A 26,589-nucleotide genomic window follows, 5' to 3' on the forward strand; every position below is an offset into this window, starting at 1 on the left:
CAGGAGGCATCACATGAGCATTGCCAACGCCATATCGAACGCGATGTCCGGACTTGTCGCGACAGCCCGTGGGACCGAGACCGTCGCGGCGAACCTAGCCAACGTCATGACGCCCGGCTATGCCCGGAGAGAGCTGGCGATCGGCCCCCAGCTGGCCGGCGGCGGCGTGCACATCAACGGCATCACGCGCATCGTGAACGCGAGCCTGCTATCGGAATCGCGCCTGGCGACCTCGGCTGTCGGCGACATCTCGAACAGGGCGGCGTTCTTTCGCCGGATGGAGGGCGTCGTCGGCCTGCCCGGAGAGGATGGCGCCCTGTCGACGGCGCTGACCAATTTCCGCAACGCGCTGGGATCGGCAGCCACGCGCCCCGACGACGAGATCCGCCTGACTGAGGTGGTCAACGCCGCCTCTGCCTTGACCTCGCGCCTGAACTCCGCGTCCGATGCGGTTCAGGCCGCGCGGGGAACGGCGCAGCAGGCCATTGCGTCAGACGTCGCGATCCTGAACGCCTCGCTGGAGCGGGTCGCCCATCTCAACGCGCGGATCTCGATCCTCGACGCGGACGGGAAGGATGCGTCGCCCCTGCTGGACGAACGCCAGCAGGTCATAGACCGCATCGCGGAGATCGTTCCCGTGCAAGAGGTGGCGCGGGATCGCAACAAGGTGGCATTGTTCACCTCCGAGGGCGCGGTCCTGCTGGACGGCAGCGTTCCCGCGAAGATCGGGTTTCAGGGCGCCCAGCAGGTGACGGTCGACCAGACGGTCGGCGCACCGCTCAACCTCCTGACGCTGAACGGTACCGCTTTGACGTCAGGCCAGATGCGGCTGGTTGGCGGCGGATCCTTGGCGGCGAATTTCGCCATTCGTGACGAGCTGGCGCCGCAACTGCAGCAGGAGCTGGACGCCCTGGCCTTTGATCTTCACCAGCGCCTTGCAACGGCCGACCCGACGTTGGGTGCGGCTGATGCGGGGCTCTTTACCGATAACGGCGCCCGGGCGACCCCGGCGGACGTCGCCGGCCTGGCGGGACGTCTTGCGCTGAACGCTTCGGCCGATCCGGCGCAGGGCGGTGCGGCCTGGCGCGTGCGTGCGGGCCTGCAGGCCGCATCGGGCGACCCGGTGGGCCAGACTGCCGTTCTGAACAGCCTGGCCGGCTCGCTCGACGCCGTTGCCCCGGTGCCGGCAGGCACAGGTGCCGAGGGCGAGGGCACGCTCATGAGCCGGTTCAGCACCGTCGAATCCCGCGTTGTCACCCTCCGGGTCGGGGCCGAGGGCGATCTCGCGATCCGCAGCAGCCGCCTCTCGACGATCTCGTCCAGCCTGATGGGGGAAGGGGTCGACAGCGATGCCGAGATGCAGCGCCTGCTGCAGTACGAACAGTCCTATGCCGCCAACGCGCGCGTGTTGCGCGCGGTCGACGAAATGATCAACCAGATCCTGGGGATGTAAGCCGTGACGTTGAACAGTATCAGTGACCAAGCCAGGGCCTATGCGCTGCAAGTCGCGTCCCACCGGATCAAGACGACGCTGAACACGCTGACCGCCGAGGTTGCCTCCGGCGAGGTTGCCGATGTGGGGCTGCGGTTGCAGGGCAATACCCGGACTCTGGGCGATATCGAGGGGCGCATCTCGACCATCCAGCAGTTCCAGCGCAACGGCGCCGAAGCGGCGCATCAGCTGGAAGCGATGCAGAACCTGTTCGAGGGCGTCAGGAAGAACACGACGGACCTTGGCCTCTCACTGGGAACCGACCCGTTCATCGGCAACAACGTGACGGCCCGCACCACCGAGGCGTCCGCCGCCTTCGAGACCGTGATCCAGCGGCTGAACGGAGCCGACAGCAATCGCTTCCTGCTGTCGGGCGACGCAAGCACCACGGCGCCCTTGTCGCCGGCATCCGAAATCCTGGATGCGTTGCAGGTCGCGACTGCCGGAGCCACGACCGCTGACGATGTTTTTCAGGTTGTCTCCGACTGGTTCGACGCTCCGGTCGGCGGGGGCGGGTTCCTGGATGCCGCCTATCACGGCACCGTCGGCACGATCCAGCGGATCGCGGTCAGCGAGACCATCACGATCGGCATCGACACCACGGCTGCGGCGCCGGCCGTTCGTGATCTGCTCAAGGGTCTTGCCTCGGCCGCGCTTCTCGACCGGGGTGTCCTTGCCGGGCAGCCCGATGAACAGGGGCAACTGCTGGAACAGGGCGGGCTGCAGATGATGGCGGCCGATTCGCGGTTGCTGAACGAGATGAGCCGTATCGGGATGAACCAGCAGTCGGCCGAACGGGCGCGGACGGGGAACGCCTCGGCCCTGGCCACGCTGACCGTGGCGCGAAACGAGATCCGGAGTGCCGATCCGTTCGAGACTGCGGCGGCGCTGAAGGAAGTCCAGGCGCAGCTTGAATCGCTCTATACGGTCACGGCGCGCCTGTCGAACCTCAAGCTGGTGGATTACCTGCGGTGAAGAAGCTCATTTCAGCCCTGATCGTCTGGATCGCCTGTGCCGCAGCCGCCATCGCCGTGCCGGTACGCATCAAGGACCTTGCCGACTTCGACGGCGTCCGCGGCAACGACCTTGTCGGCTATGGCCTGGTCGTCGGCCTCGATGGAACGGGCGACGGGATGCGCAACGCCCCCTTCACCGAGGAGATGCTGGCCGGCCTTCTTGAACGCCTTGGCGTCAACGTCACAGATGACGCCCTGAGGTCGAAGAACGTCGCGGCGGTGATTGTCACGGCCGCGCTTCCGCCCTTCGCGCGATCCGGCAGCCGGATCGACGTGAACGTGTCCGCCATCGGCGATGCCAAGAGCCTGCTGGGCGGAACGCTTGTCATGACGCCGATGAAGGCGGCGGACGGCAACATCTATGCCGTGGCCCAAGGCTCGATCATCGCAGGCGGCGCGTCGGCCGAAGGCGATGCCGCGCGCGTTGTGGAGGGTGTGCCGACGACCGGCAGCATCCCCGTAGGCGCGCGGGTCGAACGCGAGGTCGAATTCGACTTCGCCGGCATCGACAACATCCGGATCGCGCTGCGCAATGCCGACTTCACCACCGCCACGCGGGTCGAGGATGCGATCAATCGCGACTTCGACCGCCAGCTGGCGGTCACCCTGGACAGCGGTACGGTTGTCGTCGATTTTCGCAACCTCGGCGACGTGAACCCCGCCCGCGTCGTCGGCCGCATCGAGAACCTTCTGATCGAGCCGGAGGACCGCGCCAAGGTCGTGATCGACCACAAGTCCGGCACGATCGTGGTGGGCGAACGCGTCCGGATCTCTCGGGTGGCCGTGTCGCAGGGCAACCTGACGCTGCGGGTCAGCGAAGCTCCGATCGTGTCTCAGCCCAACCCGTTCGCGCAAGGCGAGACGGTGACAGTTCCGCGCACTGCGGCCGAACTGCGGCAGGAGCCCGGCATCGGCTTTGTCGAGGTCGCAGGAGAGACGAACCTCAGCGATCTGGTCGACGGGTTGAACGCCTTGGGCGTCAGACCCCGAGACATGATCGACATCCTGAAGTCGATCCATTCGGCCGGCGCGCTGCACGCCGACCTGATCATCGATTAGCGGGCGAACCCGACCGTTCCCGCAGCGCCCCGCTGAGCGCTGACATTGCCAGGGCCGCCGTCGCGGCTCTGGTCTGCCTGTAAAAGCCACCCCGGCGCATGGCCCGCAAGGCGTGCGGGCCGGACGCGTGCAGCATGATCTCCAACTGTTCCAGAACCCGGCGGCTTTCCACCGGCATCAGCGGCACCAGCGGGGCCAGGCTGGCTTGGTTGGCGCGCATCCAGCTTCCGAACTCTCCGGCCAAGAGCTGGCGAAGACGTGCGGCAAGGGCAGGCAGCGTATCGTTGCGGCCTACCTCGCTGCGGTCATGCTGACGATAGAGCAGCACCGGCTGGTGATCGTGGATCAGGCTGGCGCCGAAGGCCGCGGTGACCTGGTAGGCCCACCAGTCGTGGGACAGGATACCGGCCCGTTTGGCATGGGGCAGTGCCTGCCGCAGCAGGTCGACCGCGACGGGATTGAAGACCGAAGCGTTTCCCGCCATCACGGCCTGCACAAGCGCGTTGCGCAGACCCAGGGGGCGCAGGAAGCGGCGCGATGGCGCCAGCGGACGGAGTGCACTGTCGGTGATGATCGTGCGCGCAGCGTAGTGGGCCGGGCCGGCGCAGGGCGCGAGGGCAGTGACGGCGCGCTGTAGCTTTTCGGGAAGCCACAGGTCGTCCTGGTCGCAAAATGCCGCCATGGCGCCGTCGGGGACGCGTTCCAGCAGCGACAGGAAGTTGTATGTCGCCCCCGCTCCCGGGCCGGACACCCGGGTGACGCGACCGGCCGGCATCCGTTTCGCGAAGTCGTCGACGATCTGCACCGTCCCGTCGGTCGAGCCGTCGTCCGAGACGATCAGCGACCAATCCTCGTGCGTCTGCTTCGCCAGGCTGTCCAGCTGCACAGGCAGATGCGGTGCGCCCTGGAAGGTCGCCAGAAGGATCACGACATGGGAAGGCGGCATCGGAACCTCGGGATGAACGACGAAAGCCGGGGTCACCCCCGGCTCCGACCGCCTGTTTCCCTTGTCGCGCCGCGTGACGCAAGCCGTTCAGCCCGGTTGGCGGGCGATGTCCTCGATCAGAACGGCTGTCAGCGGCAGATCGGTCACGCCCTGGGCGGCCTTCAGAAGATCCTCTCGCAGCACGACCAGGTTGCGATCGGCCGTGAAGTTCCCGTCGAAGCTGCCGGTGTTGGCGTGGATCATCAGCTGGCGCAGCAGCGCGTCGCGAAGCGCATGCTCTTTCCGGCCAAGCGGACCGAGGCTGGCCCCGTCCGTCTGCAATGTCAGCGTCAGGATCATCACGTCGCGCAGGTCGCCCTGGCGCATCAACGGAACAAAGAACTGGTTCGGGAACGTGAACCAAGCAGCCTCGCCGGGCGCGGCGTGTTCCTCGTCGCCGTGCGAATCGTCGGCGGGTGCGGTTTGGCTGTCGCCGCCATGCGCATCTTCCGCGGGTTCGGCATGGCTGTCGGCGACCGGCTCTTCCGCGGCATGCCCGTCTTCGGCTGCCGCAGGTTCGCCATGCTCGTCCGGGGCGGCGTGATTCTGCGACGCCTCGGCCGTACCGGCAGCCGGAGCGTGCAGCATGTCGCCCGCGACGACGCCGCCGACAAGCGCAGCGACCGGCAGCAGCAATGGAATGATTTTCTTGATCATGGCGTGGCCTCAGTAGGGCAGGACGATATCGGCGATCTGCTGGCCGTATCGCGGCTGCTGAACGTCGGTGATCTGGCCGCGCCCGCCATAGGAGATTCGGGCCCCGGCGATGCGGTCATAGGCGATCTCGTTGCTGCGATCGATGTCGGCGGGGCGCACGAAGCCGCTGACGGTCAGCTCGCGCAGTTCAAAGTTGACGCGCACCTCCTGCGTCCCTTCGATCTGCAGGGTGCCGTTGGGCAGTGTGTCGACCACAGTCGCCGCGACCCGCAGCGTCAGCTTGTCGCGACGCGAGATGTTGCCAGACCCCTTGTAGGTCGAGGACGAGGATGCATCCGCGAGGTTGTCGAAGCTGGCGCCGTCGGGCAGCTTGTCGGACAGACGCTGCGGAATGCCGACCATCTGCGGGATCGCCAGGCTCTCGCCCGAGCTGCGGTTGCGACCGCTGCTGTTGCTGATCTCGGCGCGGTCGTCGATCTCGATCACGACGGTCAGGATGTCACCGCGGATGGCGGCGCGCCGGTCGCTGATCAGCGACGACTGCGTGCCGGCCCAGAGCGAAGCCGCGGCCTCGGGGCGACCGGAATCCAGCGGCAGGTTCAGCGGCGGGTTGGTCATCGCCAGAAACTCCTCGGTCTCGCGGGGCGAGGTCAGTTCCGGCGGCTGGCCGATATTCGCGGCGCGCGAGCAGCCCGAGGCAACCAGCGCGAGGCACAGCAGGTAAGCGGATTTCATCGTCGTTCCTCTCAATTCATCACGGCCAGCGTGCCGTCGGGCATCACCTGTGCCGTGACCGTGCTGCGCGAGCCCATGTTCATGACGCGGATCATGTCACCGGCGGCGCCGTCGGACAGGGCGCGGCCTTCGGTGTCGATCTGCAAGGCGCCCCGGCGGAAGCTGAGGCGCACGATCTGGTTGCGGCCGACCACGCGGGGGGGCTGCAGCATGTTCGCGTGCAGGGGGCGACCCTCGTAGATCGTGATGCGGGTCTGCATCCCGATGGCGGCGGACGGATCGGTGAGGCCGGGGCGGTCCGTGTCAATCACGGTCAGGTCGCCCGCGCCGATCACGCTGCCCGCAGGCAGGGTGCGGGCCGCACCAAGGCCGCCCGCCAAAGCGGCGCCAGGCAGCAGGGCCAGCAGCAGAACCAGCGCCCGCATCAGCGCACCTGCGTCGTCGCGGCCAGCATCTGGTCGGCGGCGGTGATGACCTTGGCGTTCAACTCGTATCCGCGCTGCGCCTTGATCAGCTCGGTGATCTCGCGCACCGCGTCGACCGAGCTTTCTTCCAGGTAGCCCTGCCGCAGCGTCCCCAGCCCGTCCTGTCCCGGGTTCACGACCTGCGGACCACCAGATGCGGCGGTTTCAATGAAGAGGTTCGACCCGATGGCTTCCAGGCCCTTCTCGTTTGCAAAACCCGCCAGCGTCAGCTGGCCCAGCAGCTCGGGCTCGACGCGGTCATTGAAATAGGCGTAGACCTCGCCGCCTGCATTGATCGAAATCGCGCGGGCGTCTTCGGGGATGGTGATGTTCGGCACGACCGGATAGCCGTCGGATGTCACGATCAGCCCGTCCGGCGACCGCTTCAGCCCGCCGTCGCGGGTATAGCCCGAGAGGCCCGAGGGGAGCGTGACCTCCAGGTAGCCGTCGCCCTCGATGGCCAGGTCCAGGTCGCCGCCGGTTGCGGTCAGCGCGCCCTGCTGCAGGTTCACGCTGACGGCGGTGGGCCGAACGCCCAGGCCCAGCTGGACGCCTGCCGGAATTACCGTGCCGTCGGCGGCGGTCACGCTGCCGGGGCGGGCTGCCTGCTGATAGTGCAGGTCGGCGAATTCGGCGCGACGGGCGTTGTAGCCGGTGGTGGACATGTTCGCGAGGTTGTTCGAGATGACCTCGACGCGGGTCTGCTGCGCACTCATGCCTGTGGCGGCGATCTGCAGGACTCTCATGGTGGCTCCTTAGCGGGTCATGGCGGTGATCGCGCCGCGGATCCTCTGATCCTCGCGATCCAGGAAGGACTGGCCCAGTTCGTAGGCGCGCTGGACCTCGATCATGCGGGTGATCTCGAAGATCGGGTCGACGTTCGATTCCTCGAGGAAGCCCTGGCGGATGCGGGCCTCCTCGACGGGTTCGGGGTCGCCCTCGATGCTGAAGGCGGTGCCGCCCTCATGGGTCAGGTTCATGCCCTCCGGCGCGTTGAAGAGACCGATGCGTCCGAAGGGCAGGCCGTTGGACGACAGCGTGCCGTCCGCGCCCACCGCCACCGACGACGCGCCGGCAGGCAGGATGATGGGGGCCTGCCCTTCGTCCAGCAGGCGGTGGCCGTCCGCGGTCATCAGCTCGCCCTCGGCCGAGGGCATGAAGGCCCCGGCGCGGGTCAGGCGCAGGCCTTCGGGCGCCTCGACCAGGAAGAAGCCGTCGCCTTCGATGGCAAGGTCGAGGTTGTTGTTCGTCTGCGTCAGAACGCCCTGGTTCAGGTCCAGCATCCGGCCGCGGGCATGGGCCATTGACAGGGTGTCGCCCTTTCGGTCCAGCGCGGTCAGGTGCTCGGCAAAGATCACACCCTCGCGGCGAAAGCCGGTCGTGTTGGCGTTGGCGATGTTGTTGGCGACGGTGCGCATCTCGGCCATGAGGCCGGACTGGCGGGTCAGGCTGGCATAAATCGCGTTGTCCATGTCAGCTTCCTGCGATCAGGGGGATGATTTCCCCCAGGTAGAAGTCCGACAGCGCCGTGGTCATGAAGCTCATCGAGACCCAGAAAACGACCAGCATCAGCCCGACTTTCGGCACGAAGGTCAGCGTCATTTCCTGCACCGAGGTCAGCGCCTGAAAAAGGCCGATGACCACGCCCGCGATCAGCGCCACCGCCAGAAGCGGCGCCGACATGCGGACCGTGATCAGCAGTGCCTGGCGCAGCATGTCGAAGAGGACTGTCTCGCCCATCACACCGGCATCCGCAGGATTTCCTGATAGGCCTCGACCACCTTGTCGCGGATTGCGACGACGGTATTCATGGTCATCTCGGCCTCGGCGATGGTCTGGACCAGCTGGTGCGTGCTGACCTGGCCCATCATCGCGCCGGTCGAGACCTGGTCCACCTGCGCCATCTGGGCGGCGAAATCCTCGGCCGCCTGGCCGATGCGGGTCACGGTGGAGGAGCCTTGCGCGTCCGGCGCGACGGCCTGGCGGGCGGCGGAATAGGCGTTGGCGGCGTTCAGTCCGGTGATCATCTGGGTCCCTTTCAGCGGCGGAGGAGGTCGAGAAGCGACGCGCCCATCTGGCGGGTCTGTTCGAACATGCGCAGGTTGGCTTCGTAGCTGCGGCCGGCTTCGCGGCTGTCGGCCAGCTCGATCACCAGGTCCACGTTCGAGCCCCGGTAATAGCCGTCCTGGTCGGCCATCGGATGCGCGGGGTCGTGGATGCGCGGCAGCTCGGTCTGGTCCAGGCGCAGGCGCCCGGCCTCGACCTCTCCGGTGGAGCGGCCGAAGCGGACGGCCTCCTCGAAGCTGACCAGTTTGCGGCGATAGCCAGGCGTGTCGGCATTCGCGATGTTTTCGGCGGTATGGCGCAGGCGTTCGGTTTGCGCACGCATTCCTGACGCTGCCAGTCGCAGCGGCGAGATCGGGTCGGTCATGTCGATGTTTCCTTAGCGGCGGCCCAGGCTGGCCTGCATGAGATCCAGTGCCGAGCGATAGATCCCCAGCGACAGGTCGTGCTGCCGCTTGACGTCGGCGGCGCGCACCATTTCCTCTTCCAGGGAAACGGAGTTTCCGTTGGGCGAGATCGGGTCGGTCGTCTGCATCAGCCGCGCCCCGGCCGGCGACCATTGCGGCGCGGCCATGTGCCGGGGGTCGGTCGTCCGCAGGCCGCCGCCGCCCGACGCGGCCAGTTCATAGCTTTCAGCGAAGGGCTGCAGGTCAGAGGCGCGGTATCCGGGCGTATCGGCATTGACGATGTTGCGCGTCACGGCCACCTGCCGGTCGGCGACATGCTGGCCCATTGCGCGGGCCATCCGCATCATCTCGATTTTCTCAAACATGAGGCTTCTCCTCAATCACGATAAACCCGGTCTTAACTCCGATTCGTTTAGAAACCGTTTCGGGAAACGCAATTCGCAGGTCGGACGAGGACAGCTGGATGGATAAACTTGAATCGGTCGCCCGACGCCTGGAACAGATGCGCCTGGTCCGGCATTTCGGCCGCGTGCAGTCGATCCGCGCCGGGCTGATCGGGGTCGAGGGGCTGACCGCCCATGCCTCGGTCGGCGACAGGGTCCAGATCGCGCTGCCCTCGGGCCAGCTGGGCGGAGAGATCGTAGGCCTCAGCCAGCGCAGCGCGCAGGTCCTGCCCGAGGGGACGATCGAGGGGTTGTCGGTCGGCGCCGAGGTCGAACTGGTCTTCGCCCCCCGCATCGCCCCGTGCGACGCCTGGGTCGGCCGGATCATCGACCCGCTGGGTCAGCCGCTGGACGGGCGCCCGCTGCCGCAGGGGCTGGTGGCCCGCAGCTTCCGGACCGAGGCGCCGCCTGCGGTGACGCGCAAGCGGCTTGGCAAGAGGATCTCGACCGGTCTTGCCGTCTTCGATACGCTTCTGCCGCTGGTCGAAGGGCAGAGGACCGGCCTCTTTGCGGGCTCCGGCGTCGGCAAGTCCACGCTGCTGTCGCAACTGGCCAAGGGCGTGCATGCGGATATCGTCGTTATCGCCATGATCGGCGAACGCGGGCGGGAACTGCGCGAATTCGTCGAGAAGACCATGGGTCCCGAGGGGATGGCCCGCACCGTCATCGTGGCGGCGACGTCGGACCAGTCGCCGCTGATCCGGCGGCGGGCAGCCTGGGCCGCAATGAGCGTGGCCGAGCATTTTCGCGACGCGGGCAGGCACGTCCTGTTCCTGGCCGATTCGATCACCCGCTTCGCCGAGGCGCACCGGGAAATCGCCCTGGCGGCGGGGGAGCCTGCCAGCTACCGCGGTTTTCCGCCGTCGGTGTCGAACCTGATCATGGCGCTGGCCGAACGCGCGGGTCCCGGACCCGAGGGGATGGGCGACATCACCGGCATCTTCAGTGTCCTCGTCGCCGGGTCGGACATGGAGGAGCCGGTGGCCGACATCCTGCGCGGGACGCTGGACGGACATGTCGTGCTGGAGCGCTCGATCGCGGAACGCGGGCGGTTTCCCGCGGTCGATGTGGTCAGGTCCGTGTCACGCAGCCTGCCGGACGCAGCCAGCGCAGCCGAGAACGGCCTGATCGGGCGCGCCCGCGCCGCGCTTGGCGCCTATGCGGAATCCGAGCTGATGATCCGCGCGGGCCTTTACGCGCCCGGCTCGGACGCGAAGCTGGACGAGGCCGTGCGCCTGTTTCCGCAGCTCGACGACTTTGTGGCCCGGCGCTGCCCCACCACCGCCGACAGCTTCGCGGCGCTCGAGGCGGCGCTGAGGCTGCCGATGCGAAGCCGGGCCTGACCGGGATCAATGTGCAACCTTTGTCCTTCGGCGCGCGTTTGGCTGGTTAATCAATGTTATACGCCCGGCTGCGGCCATTGCGCGCCATATGCTGATTTGCAAGTGTCCGGCAGCCGAAGAAGGAAGGACGTGCATTGGCGATAACCGACTATTTTGTTCGCTTTCTTCAACGGCGTGACAGTCTGCCAGACAAGGACCTGGCGCGCCTGCGCGCGATCCGGACCCAGCACGTCAGCTTCGCGCCCGGAGAGGTGATCGTCCCGGCCGATCGTACCGCGCGACGCAGCTGCATGATGCTGCGCGGCATGTCGGCGCGGTCGCACCGGTTGGTCGGACGTCCCGACGAACGCGTGATCACGGCGCTGCACGTCCCGGGCGACTTCGTCGACCTGCACGGGTTCGTCCTTGCCGGTCTGGAACATTCCGTTGTCGCCGTGGGCTCGGCTGAGGTCGAGTTCATCGACCACGCCGAGTTGATCGACATCACCGAGAACTTCCCGCACCTGACCCGGCTTTTGTGGATGGCGACGCTGATCGACGCGGCCATTCACCGCCAGTGGCTGGTGGCGGCCGCCTCGCTGCGGTCGAGCGCGCATCTCGCGCATCTTCTGTGCGAGATCTACACGCGGCTGAACGCTGTCGGTGCTGCCGCGGACCAGGAGTTCTCGTTGCCACTGCTGCAGCGCGAACTGGCCGACATCCTGGGTTATTCGCCCATCCACGTGAACCGTGCCGTGCGCGACCTGCGGGATCGCGGCCTGATTCGCTGGTCCGGTGCCGACATCACGATCATCGACTGGAAGGGCCTTGCAACCCTGGCGCGATTCGACCCAACCTACCTGGATATCGAGCGGCTGAGCCGCTGAGTCATTCGCAAAGCCGCCACCCGCCGTTCCGCGCGGCCAGGTCGAGGTGCAGGTGGTCGTCATGGGCGGCATTCGACCCCGGCCCCAGCACCGTCGTGAACAGCAGGCAGGCCGTTCCCCGCGCCGCGCGCAGGAAGCTTTCGGCGCTGTCGCCGTCGCCGGCGCGCGGCAGGACGGTCAGCGGCGCTGACCCCGTCAGCTGAAATCCCATGATGTCGATGGCATTGCCGTAGGCGTGTTCCGAGGGCTTGGGATCGGCGGCGCCGGTTCCGACGCGGTCACGGCAGGTATAGGCAGGACCGGTCTGAAGCGCCTCGATCCGCGGCGCGCCCGGCAGCAGCGCCGCGGCAGGTTGCAGGAAATCGCGCGTCCAGAAGCCCAGGGCGCGGGCAGTGTCGCAGCGCATCACGGGATCGCCGGTCAGTTGGATGCCCGGAACGATCTCGCTGACCCGGATGGGCCGGGCGATGCCGCAGTCGCGGTTGTCGGCATCGGTCACCGGCTGCTCGACCACATAGCGCGTCCGCAGAAGCGACAGGGCCAGGCGGCAGGCGGCAAAGCTTTCGTCGCTTTCCGCCAGGGTGAACCAGACCGGCGGCGGGGGTGGACCGAAGGCTTCGGCCGGCGCCTGGTCGGCCTCCGCAGGCGCCTCCTGGTCGGAGGGCTTCGGCGCGGGCTCTTGCGCATCGACGGGACCCGCTGGTGCTGGCGCGCCATCGGGCGCGGGCCGCGGTTCCTGCGATGCCTCCTCGGTGGCCTCGGCAGGGCGCTCGGGCGGACGCATTTCCGTCGTCGCGGGTGCCTCGGGCGGCCGGTCCTGGGCGAAGACGGGCGCATGCGCCGCCAGAAGCATAGCGCAGGCGGCGGTGCAAAGCGCCCGGAGCGTCATGGTTGCGCATCCTCCAGCGGGGGAACGACGAAGCCCTCGGGCAGCGCATCGCTCAGCGCGTTGCTGAGCGGATCGGCCGGCTGCTCCTCGGCCGGTGCCGGTGCCGGCTCGGCCGTCTGCGCGGGCAGGGGCGTCGCTGCCGTGGCGCCGAGCTCCGGCAGGCTGAGCGGCGCTTCGGTGACAGGCGCGTCCGGCGTCGGCGTGCCTTCCGGCAGCGCGATATCGGCAACGGGCGGAGCGGTCACCGTGGGCGCGCCCGTCGCCTCGGCGATGGTCATGCCAGCGGGAAGGAACTCGACCGTGGTGCCGCCGATGGCAACCATGCCGGCCAGTTCCTCGGCGTCCCAGTTGGTCAGGCGGACGCAGCCGTTCGACTGGTTGCGGAACAGCTGCGACGGCGTCGGCGTGCCGTGGATGCCATAGGTGGGCTTCGTCAGCCCGATCCAGACGGAGCCCACCGGACCGTTCGGCCCCGGCGGGACGACCAGTTTGCTGTCGTTGCCTTCCTGACGGAAGTTGACGTCGGGGTTGTAGGTATAGTTCGGGTTCAGCGCCACCGTGCGGACGTTATGGGTCCCCTCGGGCGAGGGGGTCGCAGACGAACCGATGGTCGCCGGATAGTCCACGACCATGTCGCCCCGCGCGTTGTACCCGGCGACCCGACGGTTTTCCTTGTCGATGATGATCCGCGTCACCTGGCCCTTCAGCTGCGGGTTCGGCGCCATGACCTGGATGGTGACGCCTGGCACCAGTTCGATGCCGGGGTTCAGGAACTGGATGAATTTTTCATCCATGTGAAAGCGTTCGCCAAGGCGCTCGGCGACACTGGTATAGGCCATCGCCTCCATCTGCGCCTTTGCGGCATAGTCCGTGGGGATGTGGTCGACCAACCCCTCGGCATCGGCCTGGGTGATGGTATAGCTTTGCGTGACCGCGCGCGAGGCATAGGCCTGCAGCAGGTTCCAGACATGCGGGTCCATGATGCCGTCGACCGGCAGCGCGGCGCGGCGTTCGAAGGCCATGATCGCGCTCTGGCTCATGCCGCCCTTGAAGCCGTCGATGACGCCGGGCGAAGTGCCCGACCGGTCCAGCAGGATCTGCACCTTGGCGGTCAGGGCGGATCGCCCGGCCGGCAGGTCGCCCAACCCGTATTGCGCGGCCTCGATATCGGCGGCGGTGAAGGGCAGGTCGTCCTGCGCCAAGGCGGGCAGGGCAGAGGCAAGCCCGGATATGAGAGCCAGCATAAGCCGGTAGTGCATCAGGAACTCCGATCGCTTCAGGGGCAACCTTCCGGCATCGCGCGGAAGACCGCCAGATATCCGAGCGGTCACGTTTCGGTCAATTGCCTCTTGTGTTCCGCAGGGTGGAATGGCAGCCTGCATTGCGAAACGGAGGAGGTTTCGATGAGCATCCAGTTCCTGAAGACGGCCACGCTAGCCGCCGGGCTTGCCTCTGCGCTTGCCCTGCCTGCCATGGCCCAGACCACGCTGATCTATGGCGAACCCGGTCCCAACCGGGGCGCCCGTGCCGAGGCGACGCAGTGGTTCGCCGACGAGGTGGCCAAGCTGTCCGGCGGCGACCTGACGCTGGACATCACCTGGGGCGGCGCGCTCTTTTCGGAAAAGGCCGCCGTCCAGTCCCTGCGCGACGGCGTGGCGGACCTCGGAAGCGTGATCGGCGTCTATTTCCCGCAAGAGATGGTCGCCTATGGCATCGCCGACCTGCCGATCAACAACCCCGATCCCTGGGTGGGGATGAAGGCCACCGACGCGCTGATGCGCAACAACGAACAGATCAAGGCGAACCTGGCCGCGCAGAACCTGGTCTATGTCGGCACCTACACGACCTCGGCCGTGCAGATGGGCTGCAAGGGGCCTGCGGTGGCCTCGATCGACGACATTCAGGGCAAGAAGGTCCGCGGCGTCGGCGCCTATGGCCAGACCTTCCGCGACCTGGGCGCGACGCTGGTCGACATGACCGTCTACGAGGCCTACCAGGGCCTAGAAAGCGGGCTGATCGACTGCACGCAGACCTATTCCTACCTCGTCAAGGCGCTGAAATTCGATGAGGTCTTCGACAGCTATACCTTCATCGACTGGGGCCAGATCGGCGCGCTTGGCATCCTGATGAACAAGTCGATGTTCGACAGCCTCCCGCCCGAGCAGCAGGACATCATCATGACCGCCGGCGAAGGCCTTGCCGACGAGTTCGGCCGCATCATCGGCGAAGCGAACGCCGAATCGATCCAGGTGCTGGAAGACGCAGGGAAAGAAATCGTGCGCTTTTCCGACGAAGACCGCGCCGAATTGGACGAAGCCGGGCGTAAGTACATCGACGAATGGGTGGCGCGGGCCAGTGCCACGGGCCTCGACGGAGAGGCGCTGCTTGAGGAATACCGCGGCCTGATCCAGCAATACGCGACCGAGTTGGAAGAGCAGGGCTACCCGTGGGAGCGTGGGTGACCCCATGCGCCTGATCGAACGCACGCTGCTGGACATCGCGGTCCTGGCGCTGATGGCCTTGGGGGCCGTGATCTTCGCCAACGTGGCGATGCGCGCCACGATCGGCGTCAGCGTGCCGGACGCCATCATCATCGTGCGTGAACTGATGGTGGCGGCGATCATCCTGCCGATGGCTGCCGCCACGGCGGCGCGGGGGCATGTGGCGGTTACCTTCCTCAGCGACCGGATGCCGGCGGCGGTGCGCGGCCGGCTGATCCTGCTGGGCCATGTCGTGGGACTGCTGGCGCTGCTGCCGTTGATCTACGCCGCCTGGCGGGTCACCGCGCAGACCTATGTCTCGGGCGAGTTCTATTATGGCGACCTGAACCTGCTGCGCTGGCCGGGGGTGGCGCTGTTCCTGGCCGGGCTGGTGCTGATGTGGGTCCGGATCGCGGTCCTGCTGGCGGGCGACATGCGCCAGCTGCGCGCCACCGGCACCATCCTTGACGGCGACGGAAACGAGGTAGGCTGATGGACGCGATGACGATCGGGCTGGTGGCGATGTCGCTGGTCCTGCTTCTGCTGGCGCTGCGCGTGCCCATCGCCTTTGCGCTGGCGGCGGTGGCCAGCGGCGGGACCTTCCTGGTCTATGCGACCCGGACTGGCGACTGGACGCCGGAACGGGCGCTGAACCCGACCACCTCGGTCGTGTTCTCGAACTTCTTCGACCTCGTGCATTCCTATGACCTGTCGATGGTGCCGCTGTTCGTGGCGCTGGGGAACATCGCCTTCTATGCGGGCATCACGACGCGCATCTATGACGCCGCCGCCGTCTGGCTGCGCGGTCTGCCGGGCGGCGTGGCGATGGCATCGGTCATGGGCTGCGGCGGGTTTTCGGCGATCTCTGGGTCGTCCATCGCCTGCGCCTCGACCATGGGGCGGATCTGCGTCCCCGAGATGCTGCGCATGGGCTATGACCCCAAGCTTGCGACATCCTCCGTGGCGGTGGGCGGCACGCTGGGATCGCTGATCCCGCCCTCGGTCCTTTTCATCCTCTATGGCATCTTCACCGAGACGTCGATCGCGCAGCTGTTCCTGGCGGGCATCCTGCCGGGCCTGCTGTCGCTGGCGGGCATGATCCTGGTCATCGCCTGGTGGGTGGCCCGAGATCCCGCCGCCGCACCGCGCGCCGAAGGGCAGGGTGCCAGCCGGTCGCAGGCCGCGCTGGCCGCATGGCCCGCCGTCCTGCTGTTCGCGGTGATCGTCGGCGGCATCTATGGCGGCTTCTTCACCGCGACCGAGGCCGCGGCCGTCTGCGTGATCCTGACCATCGCCATCGGCTTTGCCGAGCGCCGCCTGTCCCTTGAGGTCCTCTGGCGCGCCGTCCGCGAAAGCCTGGTGCAGACTGCCGCGATCTTCCTGATCGCGGGGGCGGCCAAGATCTTCGTCAGCTTCGTCGCGCTGACCGGCATCGCCGGTGGCGTGGTGGGCTGGGTCGCTGATGCGCAGCTGTCGTTTGCCATGCTGATGCTGGTGATCGTGGTGATCTATCTGGTGCTGGGCATGTTCCTCGACCCGATCGGCATCATGGTCCTGACGCTGCCCTTCATGGTCCCGCTGGTCGAAGGTTATGGCCTGAACCTGATCTGGTTCGGCGTCATCGTCGTCAAGCTGCTGGAAATCGGGCTGATCACGCCGCCCGTCGGGCTGAACGTCTTCGTCGTCAGCAACGTCACCAAGGGCGTGGGCATCGACAAGATCTTTGCCGGCGTGTCGCGGTTCCTCGTCGTCGACCTGCTTGTGCTGGTGCTGCTGATCCTGTTCCCCGTCATCTCGATCCTGATACCGGGGTCGATGTGATACAGGACCCCCGCCCCGATTACGAGGACGACCGCAACTTCGCCACCACCCTGGCGCGGGGGCTGTCGGTCCTGCGCGCCTTCCGGGCGGGCGACGACGGGCTGACCAACGCCCAGATTGCCGAACGGACGGGGCTGCCGAAATCCACCGTGTCGCGTCTGACCTTCACGCTTGGCTGCCTGGGATACCTGACGCAGCCGCAACGCAACGACCGCTATCGGCCGGGACCGACGCTGCTGGCGATGGGCCATGTCGCGGCGGCGTCGCTGTCCTTCCTCGACCCGGCGCAGGACATGATGCAGGCGCTGGCCGACCAGACCGGCACGCTGGTCCTGTTTGCGGTGCGCGACCGCGACAAGGTGGCGCTGATGCGGACATGGCGGCCGCAGCGCGCGGCCTCGATCTGGCTGGAGGTGGGGCACCGCCTGCCCATCGGCGGCTCGTCCTCGGGGGTGGCGGTGCTGGGGTCAACGACGCGCGACGAATTTGCAAGCCTGCTGGCCGACCACCCCGAAGCGCCGCTGGACGGCGGCAGCCTCGACGCCCTGCGGCAAGAGGCCCGCGCCCAGCTGATCGGCCACGGCTATGCGGTCGTCCGGAACGAGCTTCGCTATTCGCGCAACATCTCGGCCGTGTCGGTGCCGTTCCGATCGTCGCGGCTGGCGGGGCCCGTGGCATTTTCCTGCGGCGCGCTGGACGACGTGCTGCCCGATGCCCGCATCCATGCCGAGGTCGGCCCCGCCCTGCAGGACACCGTCCACCGGCTGCAGATCCTGATCGGGCAGCAGGGGACACCCGCCTGGTCCGGCGCCCTGAACGACTGAAGGAGATCCCATGTCCGTCACCTATCGCCGCGACGGCCGCATCGGCGTCATCACCATCGACAACCCACCGGTCAATGCGCTGTCGCAGGCGGTGCGGGCCGGACTGGTGCAGGCGGCTGCGGATTTCGCCGCCGATGACCGGGCGCAGGCGGCGGTGATCCTCTGCGCGGGCCGCACCTGGGTCGCCGGGGCCGACATTTCGGAATTCGGCAAGCCGCCGGCCGAGCCGTTCCTGCCGGACGTGATCGCGGCCATCGAGGGGCTTGATAAACCCGTCGTTGCGGCCCTGCACGGCACCGCCCTGGGCGGCGGCTTGGAGCTGGCGCTTGGCGCCCATGCCCGCATCGCCGTCCCGACCGCACGGATGGGCCTGCCCGAAGTGACGCTGGGTCTGCTGCCGGGCGCCGGTGGCACACAGCGCCTGCCGCGCCTGGTGGGGCTGGAACCTGCGCTGAAGGCGATCACCTCGGCCCGGCAGATCCCTGCGCCCGAGGCCGCGGATCTGGGCCTTGTCGACCGCATCGCCGATGGTGACCTGACCTCTGCCGCCATCGCGCTGGCCGAGGAACTGGCGGGGCAGGCGCCGCGCCGCACGGGCGAACTGCCCGCGCCCGCCGCCGATCCCGCCGTGGCCGGGGCGCTGAAGACGCAGCTGTCGCAAAGCGCACGCGGCCAGATCGCGCAGGCCACCGCCGTCGACGTCGTGACCGAAGGGCTGGCGCTGCCCTTCGCCGAGGGCATGGCGATGGAACGCGCGGCCTTCCGCGCCCTCATGGACAGCCCGCAGCGCGCGGCCCTGATCCATGCCTTCTTCGCGGAACGCGCCGTCAGTCATCTACCCGAGATCGAAGGCGTCGACCCGCGCCCGCTGGACCGGATCGGTGTCATCGGCGGCGGCACGATGGGGGCGGGCATCGCGGTCGTGGCCCTGTTGGCCGGGCTGGACGTGACGCTGGTCGAACGTGACGCCGACGCGGGGACAAAGGCGCAGGCCACCGTTGCCAAGCTGCTGGACGGTTCGGTCAAGCGCGGCAAGCTGGACGCCGCACGCCGCGACGTGATCCTGTCAGGCAGCTTCCGCACCGACGCCGACTATGCCGCCCTGGGGCAGGCCGACCTGATCGTCGAGGCTGTCTTCGAATCCATGGAGGTCAAGGAGCAGGTGTTCCGTACGCTGGACCAGGTGGCCAAACCCGGGGCGGTGCTGGCGACCAACACCTCGTATCTTGACGTGAACCGGATCGCCGAAGCGACCGGCCGCCCGGCGGATGTGATCGGGCTGCATTTCTTCTCTCCCGCCCATGTCATGCGGCTTCTGGAGGTGGTGGTCGCCGACCGCACCGCGCCAGAGGTCGTGGCGACCGGTTTCACCCTGGCCAAGCGCCTGAAGAAGATCGCCGTGCGCGCCGGGGTCTGCGACGGCTTCATCGGCAACCGCATCCTGTCGCATTACCGCGCGGCGGTGGACGCGATGGTGCTGGACGGCGCCTCGCCCTACCAGATCGACCGGGCGCTGGTGGATTTCGGCTTCGCGATGGGTCCTTACGCGGTTTCGGATCTTGCAGGCCTGGACATCGGTTACATGACCCGGCAGCGCAAGGCGGCCGACCGCCATCCGCGCGACCGTGTACCGGTTTTTGCGGATCGCCTGTACGAACAGGGTCACCTGGGACGCAAGACGGGCCGCGGATACTACATCCATGGCGACGCGGCCCCGCAGGAGGACCCGGAACTGGCCCCGCTGCTGGAGCAGGTCCGCGCAGATCTGGGCATCACCCCCCGCAGCTTCAGCGACGACGAGATCGTCGCCCGAACCATGGCCGCCATGGTGAACGAGGCGGCGCGCGTGGTCGACGACGGCACCGCCCTGCGCCCGCTGGATGTCGATGTGGTGATGCTGAACGGCTATGGCTTTCCGCGCTGGCGCGGCGGTCCGATGCATTGGGCCGACCGTCAGGGCCTGCAGGCGATCCTGGACGACATCCGCTGCTTCGCCGCCGCCGATGACCACTTCTGGCAGCCTGCCGACCTGCTCAGCGACCTTGTCGCGGACGGGCGGGGCTTTGCCGATCTGAACGAAGGAACCAAGCCATGAAGCAACCCATCATCGTCCAGGCCGCCCGCACCGGCATCGGCAAGGCCAAGCGCGGCGCCTTCAACATGACCCACGGCGCGGTCATGGCCGGCGCCACCGCGCGTGCCGTCGTTGACCGCGCCGGCATCGACCCGGCGCTGATCGAGGACAGCATCTGGGGCTGCGGCTATCCGGAGTACGTCACCGGCGGAAACATCGCCCGCCAGGCGGTGATCCGCGGGGGCCTGCCGGACAGCATCGCCGGCGCCACGGTGAACCGTTTCTGCGCGTCCGGGCTGCACGCCCTGGCGATGGGCGCGCAGATGGTCGCGCATGAAGGCGCGCGCGCCGTACTGACCGGTGGCGTGGAAAGCATATCGCTGGTCCAGCCGCCGGTGCGCCATTCGCGCGAAGCTTGGATCGAGGCGAACCGCCCCGACCTCTACATGACCATGATCGAGACCGCCGACAACGTCGCCGCCCGCTATGGCATCAGCCGCGAGGCGCAGGACGAATATGCTGTCCAGTCGCAGGCCCGCACCGCCGCCGCGCAGGAGGCAGGTGTGTTCGCCGACGAGATCATCCCCCTGACCGTCACCATGTCCGTCACCGACAAGGCCACCGGGGAAACGTCCGAGCGCGAGGTCACCATCGCCGCCGACGAAGGCAACCGCCCCGGCACCACGCTCGATGCGCTGTCGCGGCTGGAGCCGGTGCGGGGACCCGGGAACTTCATCACCGCCGGCAACGCCTCGCAACTGTCGGACGGGGCGGCGGCGCTTCTGGTGATGGATGCCGATCTTGCGGCCGCCGAAGGGCTGGAGCCGCTTGGCGCCTTCCGCGGCTTTGCCGTTGCCGGCTGCGCGCCCGATGAAATGGGCATCGGCCCCGTCCTGGCCGTCCCGCGCCTGCTGGAACGGCACGGGTTGAGCGTCGACGACATCGACCTGTGGGAGCTGAACGAGGCATTCGCCAGCCAGTGCCTTTACTGCCGGGACACGCTTGGCATCGACCCGGCGAAATACAACGTCAACGGCGGCGCAATTTCCATCGGCCACCCCTTCGGCATGACCGGCGCCCGCACCGCCGGCCATCTGCTGCGCGAAGGCCGCAGGCGGGGCGCGAAATGGGGCGTCGTCACCATGTGCGTCGGCGGCGGACAGGGCGCGGCCGGACTTCTGGAGATCTTCTGATGGATATGCGCTTCACGCCCGGCGAACAGGCGTTTCGCGACCAGGTCCGCGCCTTTCTGCAGGCCGAACTGGATGCTGATCTCGCCCGCAAGGTGCGCCTGCACCAGCCGTTGACCAAGGCCGAGATGGAGGGCTGGCACGCGAAGCTGAGCGCGCAGGGCTGGTTGGCCGGAAACTGGCCGCGCGAATTCGGCGGCGCCGGCTGGACCGCCATCGAGCGCCACATCTTCGAGGAGGAATCCGCCCGCGCCCATGCGCCACGCATCGTGCCCTTCGGAATCGCCATGCTGGGGCCGGTGCTGCAGAAGTTCGGCAGCAAGGAACAGCAGGATCACTGGCTGCCGCGCATCCTGAACGGCGACGACTGGTGGTGCCAGGGCTACTCGGAACCCGGCGCCGGATCGGACCTGGCGGGCCTGCGCTGCCGTGCCGAACGGCAGGGGGACCATTACGTCGTGAACGGCCAGAAGACCTGGACGACGCTTGGCCAGCACGCCAACATGATCTTCTGCCTGGTGCGCACCTCGACCGAAGGCAAGAAGCAGGAGGGGATCAGCTTCCTGCTGATCGACATGACGACGCCCGGCGTCACCGTGCGGCCCATCGTCCTGCTGGACGGCACCGCCGAGGTGAACGAGGTTTTCTTCGACGACGTGAAGGTTCCGACCGAAAACCTGGTGGGCGAGGAGAACCAGGGCTGGACCTATGCCAAGTACCTGCTGACGCATGAGCGCACCAATATCGCGGGCGTGGGTTTCGCGACCGCCGCGCTGGAGAACCTGAAGCGCGTGGCGCAGGCGCAGGTCCATCGTGGCCGCCCGCTGGCGGATGATCCGCTGTTCGCGGCGGAGATGGCGTCCGTCGAGATCGAGCTGATGGCCATGTCCACCACCAACCTGCGGATGCTGTCGGCCGCGGCCCAGGGCCAGGCCCCCGGGATCGAGAGCAGCATGCTGAAGATCAAGGGCACCCAGATCCGCCAGCGGCTGGACGCGCTGACCCGCCGCGCCTATGGCGGGTGGGCGCTGGCGCTGCCCGCGACCGGCAACGAGGGCCAGCCGGAGGGTGCCGACGAGGTGCTGTCGGCCAGCGCCACTTGGTTGAACAACCGCAAGCTGTCGATCTATGGCGGCTCGAACGAGATCCAGCGCAGCATCATTGCCGGCGCCTTGGCAAAGGGGTGATCCCATGGATTTCCAGCTTTCCGACGACCACCGCATGCTGCAGGACAGCCTGCGCGGCATCCTGACCCGCCACAGCGGCGGGGCCCTGTGGCCCGCCCTGGTCGAGGCTGGCGTTCCCGCCGCATTGCTGACCGAGGATGAAGGCGGCTTCGACGGCTCGGGCGCCGCCGTGGCGCTGATCTTCGAAGAGATGGGCCGCGCCGGGGTGGCGCTGCCGCTGGCCGGCACGATGATCGGCGCTGCCGCGATGGCCCAGGCTGGCCAGCCGGCCGAGGACGGCGCCATCGTTGCCTTCGCCGATGCCGAACCCGGCACCAGGTACGACCGCGGTGTGGCGATCCGGGCACTGGGCGACCGGCTGACCGGCCGCAAGACCATGGTCGCCGGAGCGGAGGATGCCGCCGCCATCGTCGTCACCACCGCTGATGCGCTGTGGCTGGTCCGGCCTGGCGCCGAGGGCATGTCGCTGCGGGGCTATCCGCTGATCGATGGCCAGCGGGGGGCGGATCTGGGCTTCGACGCGACGCCGGCGATGCGTCTTGGGTCGCTGGCCGATTTCGACGGGCCGATGGCGCGCGGGGTGCTGGCGCATGCCGCGCTGGCGCTTGGCACTATCACTGCGGCGGTGAACCTGACGTTGGACTACCTGCGCACACGCAAGCAGTTCGGGCAGCCGCTGGTGTCGTTCCAGGCGCTGGCCCACCGAGCCGCCGATCTGGCGGTCGAGGTCGAGCAGGCGCGGTCGGCGGTCATCAACTTGGCGGGTCATCTGGACGATGATGCACCCCTTCGCGACCGCCACCTCCAGGCCTGCAAGGTCACCGTCGGTCGCGTCGCGCGCATCGTGGCCGAGGAAACCGTGCAGATGCACGGCGGAATCGGCATGACCGAGGAATACGCGCTGGCCGCCATGGTCCGCCGTCTGCTGGCCGCCGACGCCGCAATGGGCGATGCCGACTGGCACCTTGAACGCTTTGCCCGGGGCGAACCCGCATGGGCGTGATCCGAAACGAGACCGGCACGCAGCGGCTGATCGGTTATGACCTGGATGTGGGGCAGGGAGACGGCATCGCTCGCTGCCGGTTGCAGCTGGATGACCGGCACCTGAACCGGCAGGGCATCCTGCATGGCGGCTTGGCCGCGACGCTGCTGGACAGCGCGATGGGCGCGACGGGCAGCCTGTCGGTGGACCCGAACGGCCGCCACCCGTTCACCACGCTGTCGCTGACGGTGAACTACCTCGCCCCCGGCCGCCCAGGCCTGGTCGAGGCCAGCGGACGCATCTCCGGCGGCGGACGGGTAACCCTGTTCATCGAGGGCACGTTGCGGCATGAGGACGGTACGCTGATCGCCACCGCGACCGGCGTCTTCCGCAAGACCCGACAGGAGCCCGCATGACCGCCCTCACCAACCCGCATTGCGAAATCAGCGATCTCGGCGACCGCCTTGTGGTCGAAAACCGGAATGCCGCCCGCCGCAACGCGCTGACGCCCGAATTCTATGACGGGCTGCACCAGGCGCTGCGCATGGCCGCCGACGAACCCCGCATCGGCGCCGTGATCCTGATGGGCGAGGGCGAGTTCTTCTGCGCCGGCGGCGACCTGAACATGCTGATCACCGCCCAGCAGATGGACGAAGAGAGCCGCCGCGCCCGCATCGACGCGCTGAACGACCTGATCCGCGCCGTCGTCCGCTGCCCTCGTCCGGTGATCGCGGTCATCGAGGGTGGCGCGGCCGGTGCCGGGCTGTCGCTGGCGCTGGCATGCGACATGGTGATCTCGGCTAGGGGGGCGCAGTTCACGGCGGCCTACGTCAACGCCGGGCTGGTGCCCGATGGCGGTCTGACAGCGGCGCTGGCGGCGGGCCTGCCGCCGCAGATGGCGGCGCAGATGGCGCTGACCGGCCAACCTGTCGATGCCGAACGGCTGCATGCGCTTGGCCTGATCAACGAGCTGACCGAACCAGGCGAGGCGATCATGGCCGCCATGGCCCTGGCCGACCGCCTGTCGCAGGGGCCCGCCGATGCGCAGGCCGCGATCAAGCGCCTGCTGACCAGCGCCCGAGAGGCCGCCTTCGAGGCGCAGCTGACCGCCGAACGCGACGCGATGGCCCATGCCCTGGCCACCCCCGAAGCCGCCGAGGGCATCGGCGCCTTCCTGGGCAAGCGCGCCCCCGACTTCCGACGACTGCGCGAGGACACATGACCGACGCCACCCGCATCCACCAACTGTTCGACCGCGCCCGTGCGGGCCACCCCGATCGCCCGGCGCTGACGGACTGGGACGGGCGGGTGCTGACCTATGCGGCGCTGGACCGGCTGGTGGACGACGCCTGCGCGATCCTTCGCGGCCGGGGCCTGCGGCCGGGCGACAGGCTTCTGGTCGTGGCCGAGAACGCGGCCATGGTGCCGGTGCTGCTGCTGGCGGCCAGCCGGATGGATGCGGTGGCGGTGCCCGTGAACGCCCGCATGACCGGGCATGAACTGGCGCGCATCACCGCCCATACCGACCCGCGGCTGGTGATCCACCTGTCCGATGTCAGCCCCGCCGCCCGCGCCCATGCCGAAGCTGCGGCGGCGCGCCCGCTGGCCCTTTCGGGCGCGGCGCTGCATCTGGAAGGCCCCTTCGACTGCCCGGCCGAGGCCGTCGAGACAGACGCCCGGATGACGTCGGTGATCCTTTACACCACCGGCACGACGGGCACGCCCAAGGGAGTGATGCTGACGCATGGCAACCTGATCTTCGGCGGCCTGTCCTCGGCCCGGCTGCGCGATATCGTACCCGAAGACGTGATCTATGGCGTCCTGCCGATGACCCATGTGTTCGGGCTGACCTCGATGCTTTGTGCGGGGCTGTCGGCGGGGGCGCATGTGCGGCTGGTGCCAAGGTTCTCCGCCGCAGCCACGCTGGACGCGCTGGAGGCCGGCGTGACGGTGCTGCCCGCCGTGCCGCAGATGCACGCCGCCATCATGGCCGAGGCCCGCAGCCGGGGCCAGGACCGGCTGGACGGCCTGCGCTATGTCAGCAGCGGGGCAGCGCCTCTGGACCCCGACTGGAAACGCCGGGCCGAGGCCTTCTATGGCATCGCGCTGCAGAACGGGTACGGGATGACGGAAACCACGGCGGGCGTGACCATCACGACCAACGCCAAGGACGATCCCGACCCGTCGGCCGGGCATCCCTTGCCGGGGGTCGAAATTGCGCTGGATGAAAGCGTCGGGCGCGAACCGGGCACTGGAGAGGTGCTGACGCGCGGCCCGCACGTCATGCGCGGCTATTTCCGCAACCCCGAGGCCACCGCTCAGGTGCTGGACGCCGACGGCTGGATGCATACGGGCGACTTGGGACGGCTGGACGATCAGGGCCGCCTGCACATCGTCGGGCGCAGCAAGGAACTGATCATCCGTGGCGGTTTCAACGTCTATCCCCCCGAGGTCGAGGCCGCGTTGAACGACCACCCGGCCGTCCTGCAGGCCGCGGTGATCGGCTGCAAGCGCGACGGCGGGGATGAGGATGTGCTGGCCTTCTGCCAGCTTGTCACCCCCGGCAGCATCACCGCCGAGGCACTGGCCGAGCATGCGGCGACGCGGCTGTCGGCCTACAAGCGCCCGACGCGCATCTTCCTGACCGGCCCGCTGCCTGCGGCGGCGACGGGAAAGGTGCTGAAACACCTGCTGCTGGAGCATTTCGCCGACCTTTTGTCGGACGAGCCCCGGCGCTAGATGTCGAAGACCAGGCGGTGCTGCGGCGGATAGTGGTGGCGCGCGAAGGACACGGGCGTGCCGTGCAGCGTGTTCACCCGCTCGATCGTCAGGACGGGCGTGCCGGGCTCGATCTCCAGGCTGCGGGCACAGGCCTCGTCGGCGGCTTCGGCGATGATCGACACGTCGCTCTGCGTGACCGGAAGGTTGCGCGACAGCCATTCCTGCGGCGGCTCCAAGGCGAAGACCTCGGCGTCGGGCAGGTCGGCGACGCGGGGGTTCAGCCAGATCGCCTCGCAGCAATGCGGCCTGTCGTCGGCGGAAAAGCGTGACAGAACCAGCAGCAGCGGCTCGTCCGCGCCGACGTGCAGCGCGCGCATCGCGGCCAGGTTCGGCAGGGTCGTCTCGCAGCTGGTCAGGGCATAGCTGGCACGGGCGCCAAGGGTCTCGATCTCGTTGCGGATGGTCGGCAGGCGCAATGTGGTGCGCCGGGCGGAACTTGCGGTCACGCGGGTGCCGACCTTGCGGCGCCGTTCGATGATGCCGCTGTCGGCCAATTCGCGCAGCGCGCGGTTCACCGTGGCGCGGGCGCAGCCCAGCTCGACGGCCAGCATCTGCTCGGTGGGGATCAGCTCGCCCGGGGGCCAGTCGCCCGAGCGGATACGGCGCAGGACCTCGGCATGGATGGCCTGCCAGGTATTCAGGCGCTTGCGGTGAAGATCCGGCCCCGAGGACCGGACCAGAGGCGTCGTGCCTGTGGTGGTGGTTACCATGCGCTTAGAAACTCTTTACCGTACATGACGATTTACGCCCACCGGGGGCCATTGCGCCAGTTGTCCAAATCGATATGGATGGTCCGGCCCAGGCACGACGGTCGCGGGGGGCGTTGATGG

The 26,589-nt window shown here is 68.2% G+C and carries 29 protein-coding genes; 16 read left to right on the top strand and 13 right to left on the bottom strand.

Annotated elements, in window-relative coordinates:
- Positions 1-13 precede the first annotated feature (13 nt).
- From flgK to OC159_RS05165, 3 genes are read left to right on the top strand one after another with little or no spacing between them, the layout of a single operon-like run.
- Positions 14-1,453 (top strand): flagellar hook-associated protein FlgK, encoded by a 1,440-nt coding sequence (flgK, locus tag OC159_RS05155; RefSeq protein ID WP_265500084.1) that lies wholly within the window; start codon positions 14-16, stop codon positions 1,451-1,453.
- Positions 1,454-1,462: 9 nt separating this feature from the next.
- On the top strand, positions 1,463-2,467 hold the full coding sequence (locus OC159_RS05160) for a hypothetical protein (protein WP_265500085.1): 1,005 nt from the start codon (positions 1,463-1,465) through the stop codon (positions 2,465-2,467).
- A gap of 8 nt (positions 2,468-2,475) precedes the next feature.
- Positions 2,476-3,567, top strand: coding sequence for a flagellar basal body P-ring protein FlgI (locus OC159_RS05165; RefSeq protein WP_265500222.1), 1,092 nt, complete (start codon positions 2,476-2,478; stop codon positions 3,565-3,567).
- Here the strand turns inward: OC159_RS05165 and OC159_RS05170 are convergent.
- The 10 genes from OC159_RS05170 to OC159_RS05215 are packed head-to-tail and all read right to left on the bottom strand — an operon-like array spanning position 3,557 to position 9,244.
- Positions 3,557-4,549 carry a glycosyltransferase gene (locus OC159_RS05170; RefSeq protein WP_265500086.1) on the bottom strand — a complete coding sequence of 331 codons (993 nt, stop codon included), beginning with the start codon at positions 4,547-4,549 and terminating at the stop codon, positions 3,557-3,559. The genes OC159_RS05165 and OC159_RS05170 overlap by 11 nt on opposite strands.
- A gap of 51 nt (positions 4,550-4,600) precedes the next feature.
- Positions 4,601-5,209, bottom strand: coding sequence for a hypothetical protein (locus OC159_RS05175; RefSeq protein WP_265500087.1), 609 nt, complete (start codon positions 5,207-5,209; stop codon positions 4,601-4,603).
- 9 nt (positions 5,210-5,218) lie between these two features.
- The gene (flgH, locus tag OC159_RS05180) at positions 5,219-5,944 is read right to left on the bottom strand and encodes a flagellar basal body L-ring protein FlgH (RefSeq protein ID WP_265500088.1); all 726 of its coding nucleotides are present in this window, start codon (positions 5,942-5,944) and stop codon (positions 5,219-5,221) included.
- 11 nt (positions 5,945-5,955) lie between these two features.
- The gene (flgA, locus tag OC159_RS05185; RefSeq protein WP_265500089.1) at positions 5,956-6,369 is read right to left on the bottom strand and encodes a flagellar basal body P-ring formation chaperone FlgA; all 414 of its coding nucleotides are present in this window, start codon (positions 6,367-6,369) and stop codon (positions 5,956-5,958) included.
- Entirely contained in the window at positions 6,369-7,154 is a 786-nt protein-coding gene (gene flgG / locus OC159_RS05190) for a flagellar basal-body rod protein FlgG (protein ID WP_265500090.1), read from the bottom strand. The genes flgA and flgG overlap by 1 nt, the downstream gene beginning before the upstream one ends.
- 9 nt (positions 7,155-7,163) lie before the next feature.
- Positions 7,164-7,880, bottom strand: a complete 717-nt coding sequence (locus OC159_RS05195; protein ID WP_265500091.1) for a flagellar hook-basal body complex protein — start codon at positions 7,878-7,880, stop codon at positions 7,164-7,166.
- 1 nt (position 7,881) lies between these two features.
- Positions 7,882-8,148, bottom strand: coding sequence for a flagellar biosynthetic protein FliQ (locus OC159_RS05200; RefSeq protein ID WP_265500092.1), 267 nt, complete (start codon positions 8,146-8,148; stop codon positions 7,882-7,884).
- Positions 8,148-8,435: a flagellar hook-basal body complex protein FliE gene (locus OC159_RS05205; RefSeq protein ID WP_265500093.1), complete on the bottom strand. Its 288-nt coding sequence runs from the start codon at positions 8,433-8,435 to the stop codon at positions 8,148-8,150. Before OC159_RS05205 ends, OC159_RS05200 begins: the two co-directional genes overlap by 1 nt.
- An 11-nt stretch (positions 8,436-8,446) precedes the next feature.
- Positions 8,447-8,839 carry a flagellar basal body rod protein FlgC gene (flgC, locus tag OC159_RS05210; protein WP_265500094.1) on the bottom strand — a complete coding sequence of 131 codons (393 nt, stop codon included), beginning with the start codon at positions 8,837-8,839 and terminating at the stop codon, positions 8,447-8,449.
- Between the two features lie 12 nt (positions 8,840-8,851).
- Entirely contained in the window at positions 8,852-9,244 is a 393-nt protein-coding gene (locus OC159_RS05215) for a FlgB family protein (protein ID WP_265500095.1), read from the bottom strand.
- A gap of 98 nt (positions 9,245-9,342) precedes the next feature.
- Here OC159_RS05215 and OC159_RS05220 point away from each other — a divergent pair, with 98 nt between their 5' ends.
- Complete coding sequence (locus OC159_RS05220; RefSeq protein WP_265500096.1) at positions 9,343-10,665, top strand: FliI/YscN family ATPase; 1,323 nt, start codon at positions 9,343-9,345, stop codon at positions 10,663-10,665.
- Between the two features lie 134 nt (positions 10,666-10,799).
- Positions 10,800-11,531, top strand: a complete 732-nt coding sequence (locus tag OC159_RS05225; protein ID WP_265500097.1) for a Crp/Fnr family transcriptional regulator — start codon at positions 10,800-10,802, stop codon at positions 11,529-11,531.
- A gap of 1 nt (position 11,532) precedes the next feature.
- Here OC159_RS05225 and OC159_RS05230 read toward each other — a convergent pair whose 3' ends face one another.
- Together OC159_RS05230 and OC159_RS05235 are read right to left on the bottom strand one after the other, a co-directional pair.
- Positions 11,533-12,420: an extensin-like domain-containing protein gene (locus OC159_RS05230; RefSeq protein WP_265500098.1), complete on the bottom strand. Its 888-nt coding sequence runs from the start codon at positions 12,418-12,420 to the stop codon at positions 11,533-11,535.
- The gene (locus OC159_RS05235; RefSeq protein ID WP_265500099.1) at positions 12,417-13,679 is read right to left on the bottom strand and encodes a L,D-transpeptidase family protein; all 1,263 of its coding nucleotides are present in this window, start codon (positions 13,677-13,679) and stop codon (positions 12,417-12,419) included. The genes OC159_RS05230 and OC159_RS05235 overlap by 4 nt, the downstream gene beginning before the upstream one ends.
- Positions 13,680-13,823: 144 nt before the next feature.
- On the opposite strand from OC159_RS05235, the gene OC159_RS05240 reads away from it, so the two are divergent.
- Genes OC159_RS05240 through OC159_RS05290 form a run of 11 tightly spaced genes read left to right on the top strand, consistent with a single transcriptional unit; the run spans position 13,824 to position 25,717 of the window.
- Positions 13,824-14,882: a C4-dicarboxylate TRAP transporter substrate-binding protein gene (locus tag OC159_RS05240; RefSeq protein WP_265500100.1), complete on the top strand. Its 1,059-nt coding sequence runs from the start codon at positions 13,824-13,826 to the stop codon at positions 14,880-14,882.
- A gap of 4 nt (positions 14,883-14,886) precedes the next feature.
- Positions 14,887-15,393 carry a TRAP transporter small permease gene (locus tag OC159_RS05245; RefSeq protein ID WP_265500101.1) on the top strand — a complete coding sequence of 169 codons (507 nt, stop codon included), beginning with the start codon at positions 14,887-14,889 and terminating at the stop codon, positions 15,391-15,393.
- A complete protein-coding gene (locus tag OC159_RS05250) occupies positions 15,393-16,721 on the top strand; it encodes a TRAP transporter large permease (protein ID WP_265500102.1) in 1,329 nt (442 codons plus the stop codon). The genes OC159_RS05245 and OC159_RS05250 overlap by 1 nt, the downstream gene beginning before the upstream one ends.
- Positions 16,718-17,545: an IclR family transcriptional regulator gene (locus OC159_RS05255; protein ID WP_265500103.1), complete on the top strand. Its 828-nt coding sequence runs from the start codon at positions 16,718-16,720 to the stop codon at positions 17,543-17,545. Before OC159_RS05250 ends, OC159_RS05255 begins: the two co-directional genes overlap by 4 nt.
- Positions 17,546-17,555: 10 nt before the next feature.
- Complete coding sequence (locus OC159_RS05260; RefSeq protein WP_265500104.1) at positions 17,556-19,640, top strand: 3-hydroxyacyl-CoA dehydrogenase NAD-binding domain-containing protein; 2,085 nt, start codon at positions 17,556-17,558, stop codon at positions 19,638-19,640.
- Positions 19,637-20,812, top strand: a complete 1,176-nt coding sequence (locus tag OC159_RS05265) for an acetyl-CoA C-acyltransferase (RefSeq protein WP_265500105.1) — start codon at positions 19,637-19,639, stop codon at positions 20,810-20,812. Before OC159_RS05260 ends, OC159_RS05265 begins: the two co-directional genes overlap by 4 nt.
- A complete protein-coding gene (locus tag OC159_RS05270; RefSeq protein ID WP_265500106.1) occupies positions 20,812-21,996 on the top strand; it encodes an acyl-CoA dehydrogenase family protein in 1,185 nt (394 codons plus the stop codon). Before OC159_RS05265 ends, OC159_RS05270 begins: the two co-directional genes overlap by 1 nt.
- Positions 21,997-22,000: 4 nt before the next feature.
- Entirely contained in the window at positions 22,001-22,999 is a 999-nt protein-coding gene (locus OC159_RS05275; protein ID WP_265500107.1) for an acyl-CoA dehydrogenase family protein, read from the top strand.
- Positions 22,990-23,394 (top strand): PaaI family thioesterase, encoded by a 405-nt coding sequence (locus tag OC159_RS05280; RefSeq protein WP_265500108.1) that lies wholly within the window; start codon positions 22,990-22,992, stop codon positions 23,392-23,394. Before OC159_RS05275 ends, OC159_RS05280 begins: the two co-directional genes overlap by 10 nt.
- Positions 23,391-24,200 carry an oxepin-CoA hydrolase, alternative type gene (locus OC159_RS05285; RefSeq protein ID WP_265500109.1) on the top strand — a complete coding sequence of 270 codons (810 nt, stop codon included), beginning with the start codon at positions 23,391-23,393 and terminating at the stop codon, positions 24,198-24,200. Before OC159_RS05280 ends, OC159_RS05285 begins: the two co-directional genes overlap by 4 nt.
- Entirely contained in the window at positions 24,197-25,717 is a 1,521-nt protein-coding gene (locus OC159_RS05290) for a class I adenylate-forming enzyme family protein (RefSeq protein ID WP_265500110.1), read from the top strand. The genes OC159_RS05285 and OC159_RS05290 overlap by 4 nt, the downstream gene beginning before the upstream one ends.
- Here the strand turns inward: OC159_RS05290 and OC159_RS05295 are convergent.
- Complete coding sequence (locus tag OC159_RS05295) at positions 25,714-26,469, bottom strand: GntR family transcriptional regulator (RefSeq protein ID WP_265500111.1); 756 nt, start codon at positions 26,467-26,469, stop codon at positions 25,714-25,716. The genes OC159_RS05290 and OC159_RS05295 overlap by 4 nt on opposite strands.
- Positions 26,470-26,589 lie beyond the last annotated feature (120 nt).

Source organism: Paracoccus beibuensis (assembly GCF_026162625.1).
Lineage (GTDB): Bacteria > Pseudomonadota > Alphaproteobacteria > Rhodobacterales > Rhodobacteraceae > Paracoccus > Paracoccus beibuensis.

What these genes read in the sequence shown, in the direction of transcription:
- flgK (WP_265500084.1), top strand. Translation starts at nt 14, where the DNA reads ATGAGCATTGCCAACGCCATATCGAACGCGATGTCCGGACTTGTCGCG.
- OC159_RS05175 (WP_265500087.1), bottom strand. Translation starts at nt 5,209, where the DNA reads ATGATCAAGAAAATCATTCCATTGCTGCTGCCGGTCGCTGCGCTTGTC.
- flgH (WP_265500088.1), bottom strand. Translation starts at nt 5,944, where the DNA reads ATGAAATCCGCTTACCTGCTGTGCCTCGCGCTGGTTGCCTCGGGCTGC.
- flgA (WP_265500089.1), bottom strand. Translation starts at nt 6,369, where the DNA reads ATGCGGGCGCTGGTTCTGCTGCTGGCCCTGCTGCCTGGCGCCGCTTTG.
- flgG (WP_265500090.1), bottom strand. Translation starts at nt 7,154, where the DNA reads ATGAGAGTCCTGCAGATCGCCGCCACAGGCATGAGTGCGCAGCAGACC.
- OC159_RS05195 (WP_265500091.1), bottom strand. Translation starts at nt 7,880, where the DNA reads ATGGACAACGCGATTTATGCCAGCCTGACCCGCCAGTCCGGCCTCATG.
- OC159_RS05200 (WP_265500092.1), bottom strand. Translation starts at nt 8,148, where the DNA reads ATGGGCGAGACAGTCCTCTTCGACATGCTGCGCCAGGCACTGCTGATC.
- OC159_RS05205 (WP_265500093.1), bottom strand. Translation starts at nt 8,435, where the DNA reads ATGATCACCGGACTGAACGCCGCCAACGCCTATTCCGCCGCCCGCCAG.
- flgC (WP_265500094.1), bottom strand. Translation starts at nt 8,839, where the DNA reads ATGACCGACCCGATCTCGCCGCTGCGACTGGCAGCGTCAGGAATGCGT.
- OC159_RS05215 (WP_265500095.1), bottom strand. Translation starts at nt 9,244, where the DNA reads ATGTTTGAGAAAATCGAGATGATGCGGATGGCCCGCGCAATGGGCCAG.
- OC159_RS05220 (WP_265500096.1), top strand. Translation starts at nt 9,343, where the DNA reads ATGGATAAACTTGAATCGGTCGCCCGACGCCTGGAACAGATGCGCCTG.
- OC159_RS05230 (WP_265500098.1), bottom strand. Translation starts at nt 12,420, where the DNA reads ATGACGCTCCGGGCGCTTTGCACCGCCGCCTGCGCTATGCTTCTGGCG.
- OC159_RS05235 (WP_265500099.1), bottom strand. Translation starts at nt 13,679, where the DNA reads ATGCACTACCGGCTTATGCTGGCTCTCATATCCGGGCTTGCCTCTGCC.
- OC159_RS05240 (WP_265500100.1), top strand. Translation starts at nt 13,824, where the DNA reads ATGAGCATCCAGTTCCTGAAGACGGCCACGCTAGCCGCCGGGCTTGCC.
- OC159_RS05245 (WP_265500101.1), top strand. Translation starts at nt 14,887, where the DNA reads ATGCGCCTGATCGAACGCACGCTGCTGGACATCGCGGTCCTGGCGCTG.
- OC159_RS05250 (WP_265500102.1), top strand. Translation starts at nt 15,393, where the DNA reads ATGGACGCGATGACGATCGGGCTGGTGGCGATGTCGCTGGTCCTGCTT.
- OC159_RS05260 (WP_265500104.1), top strand. Translation starts at nt 17,556, where the DNA reads ATGTCCGTCACCTATCGCCGCGACGGCCGCATCGGCGTCATCACCATC.
- OC159_RS05265 (WP_265500105.1), top strand. Translation starts at nt 19,637, where the DNA reads ATGAAGCAACCCATCATCGTCCAGGCCGCCCGCACCGGCATCGGCAAG.
- OC159_RS05270 (WP_265500106.1), top strand. Translation starts at nt 20,812, where the DNA reads ATGGATATGCGCTTCACGCCCGGCGAACAGGCGTTTCGCGACCAGGTC.
- OC159_RS05275 (WP_265500107.1), top strand. Translation starts at nt 22,001, where the DNA reads ATGGATTTCCAGCTTTCCGACGACCACCGCATGCTGCAGGACAGCCTG.
- OC159_RS05280 (WP_265500108.1), top strand. Translation starts at nt 22,990, where the DNA reads ATGGGCGTGATCCGAAACGAGACCGGCACGCAGCGGCTGATCGGTTAT.
- OC159_RS05285 (WP_265500109.1), top strand. Translation starts at nt 23,391, where the DNA reads ATGACCGCCCTCACCAACCCGCATTGCGAAATCAGCGATCTCGGCGAC.
- OC159_RS05290 (WP_265500110.1), top strand. Translation starts at nt 24,197, where the DNA reads ATGACCGACGCCACCCGCATCCACCAACTGTTCGACCGCGCCCGTGCG.
- OC159_RS05295 (WP_265500111.1), bottom strand. Translation starts at nt 26,469, where the DNA reads ATGGTAACCACCACCACAGGCACGACGCCTCTGGTCCGGTCCTCGGGG.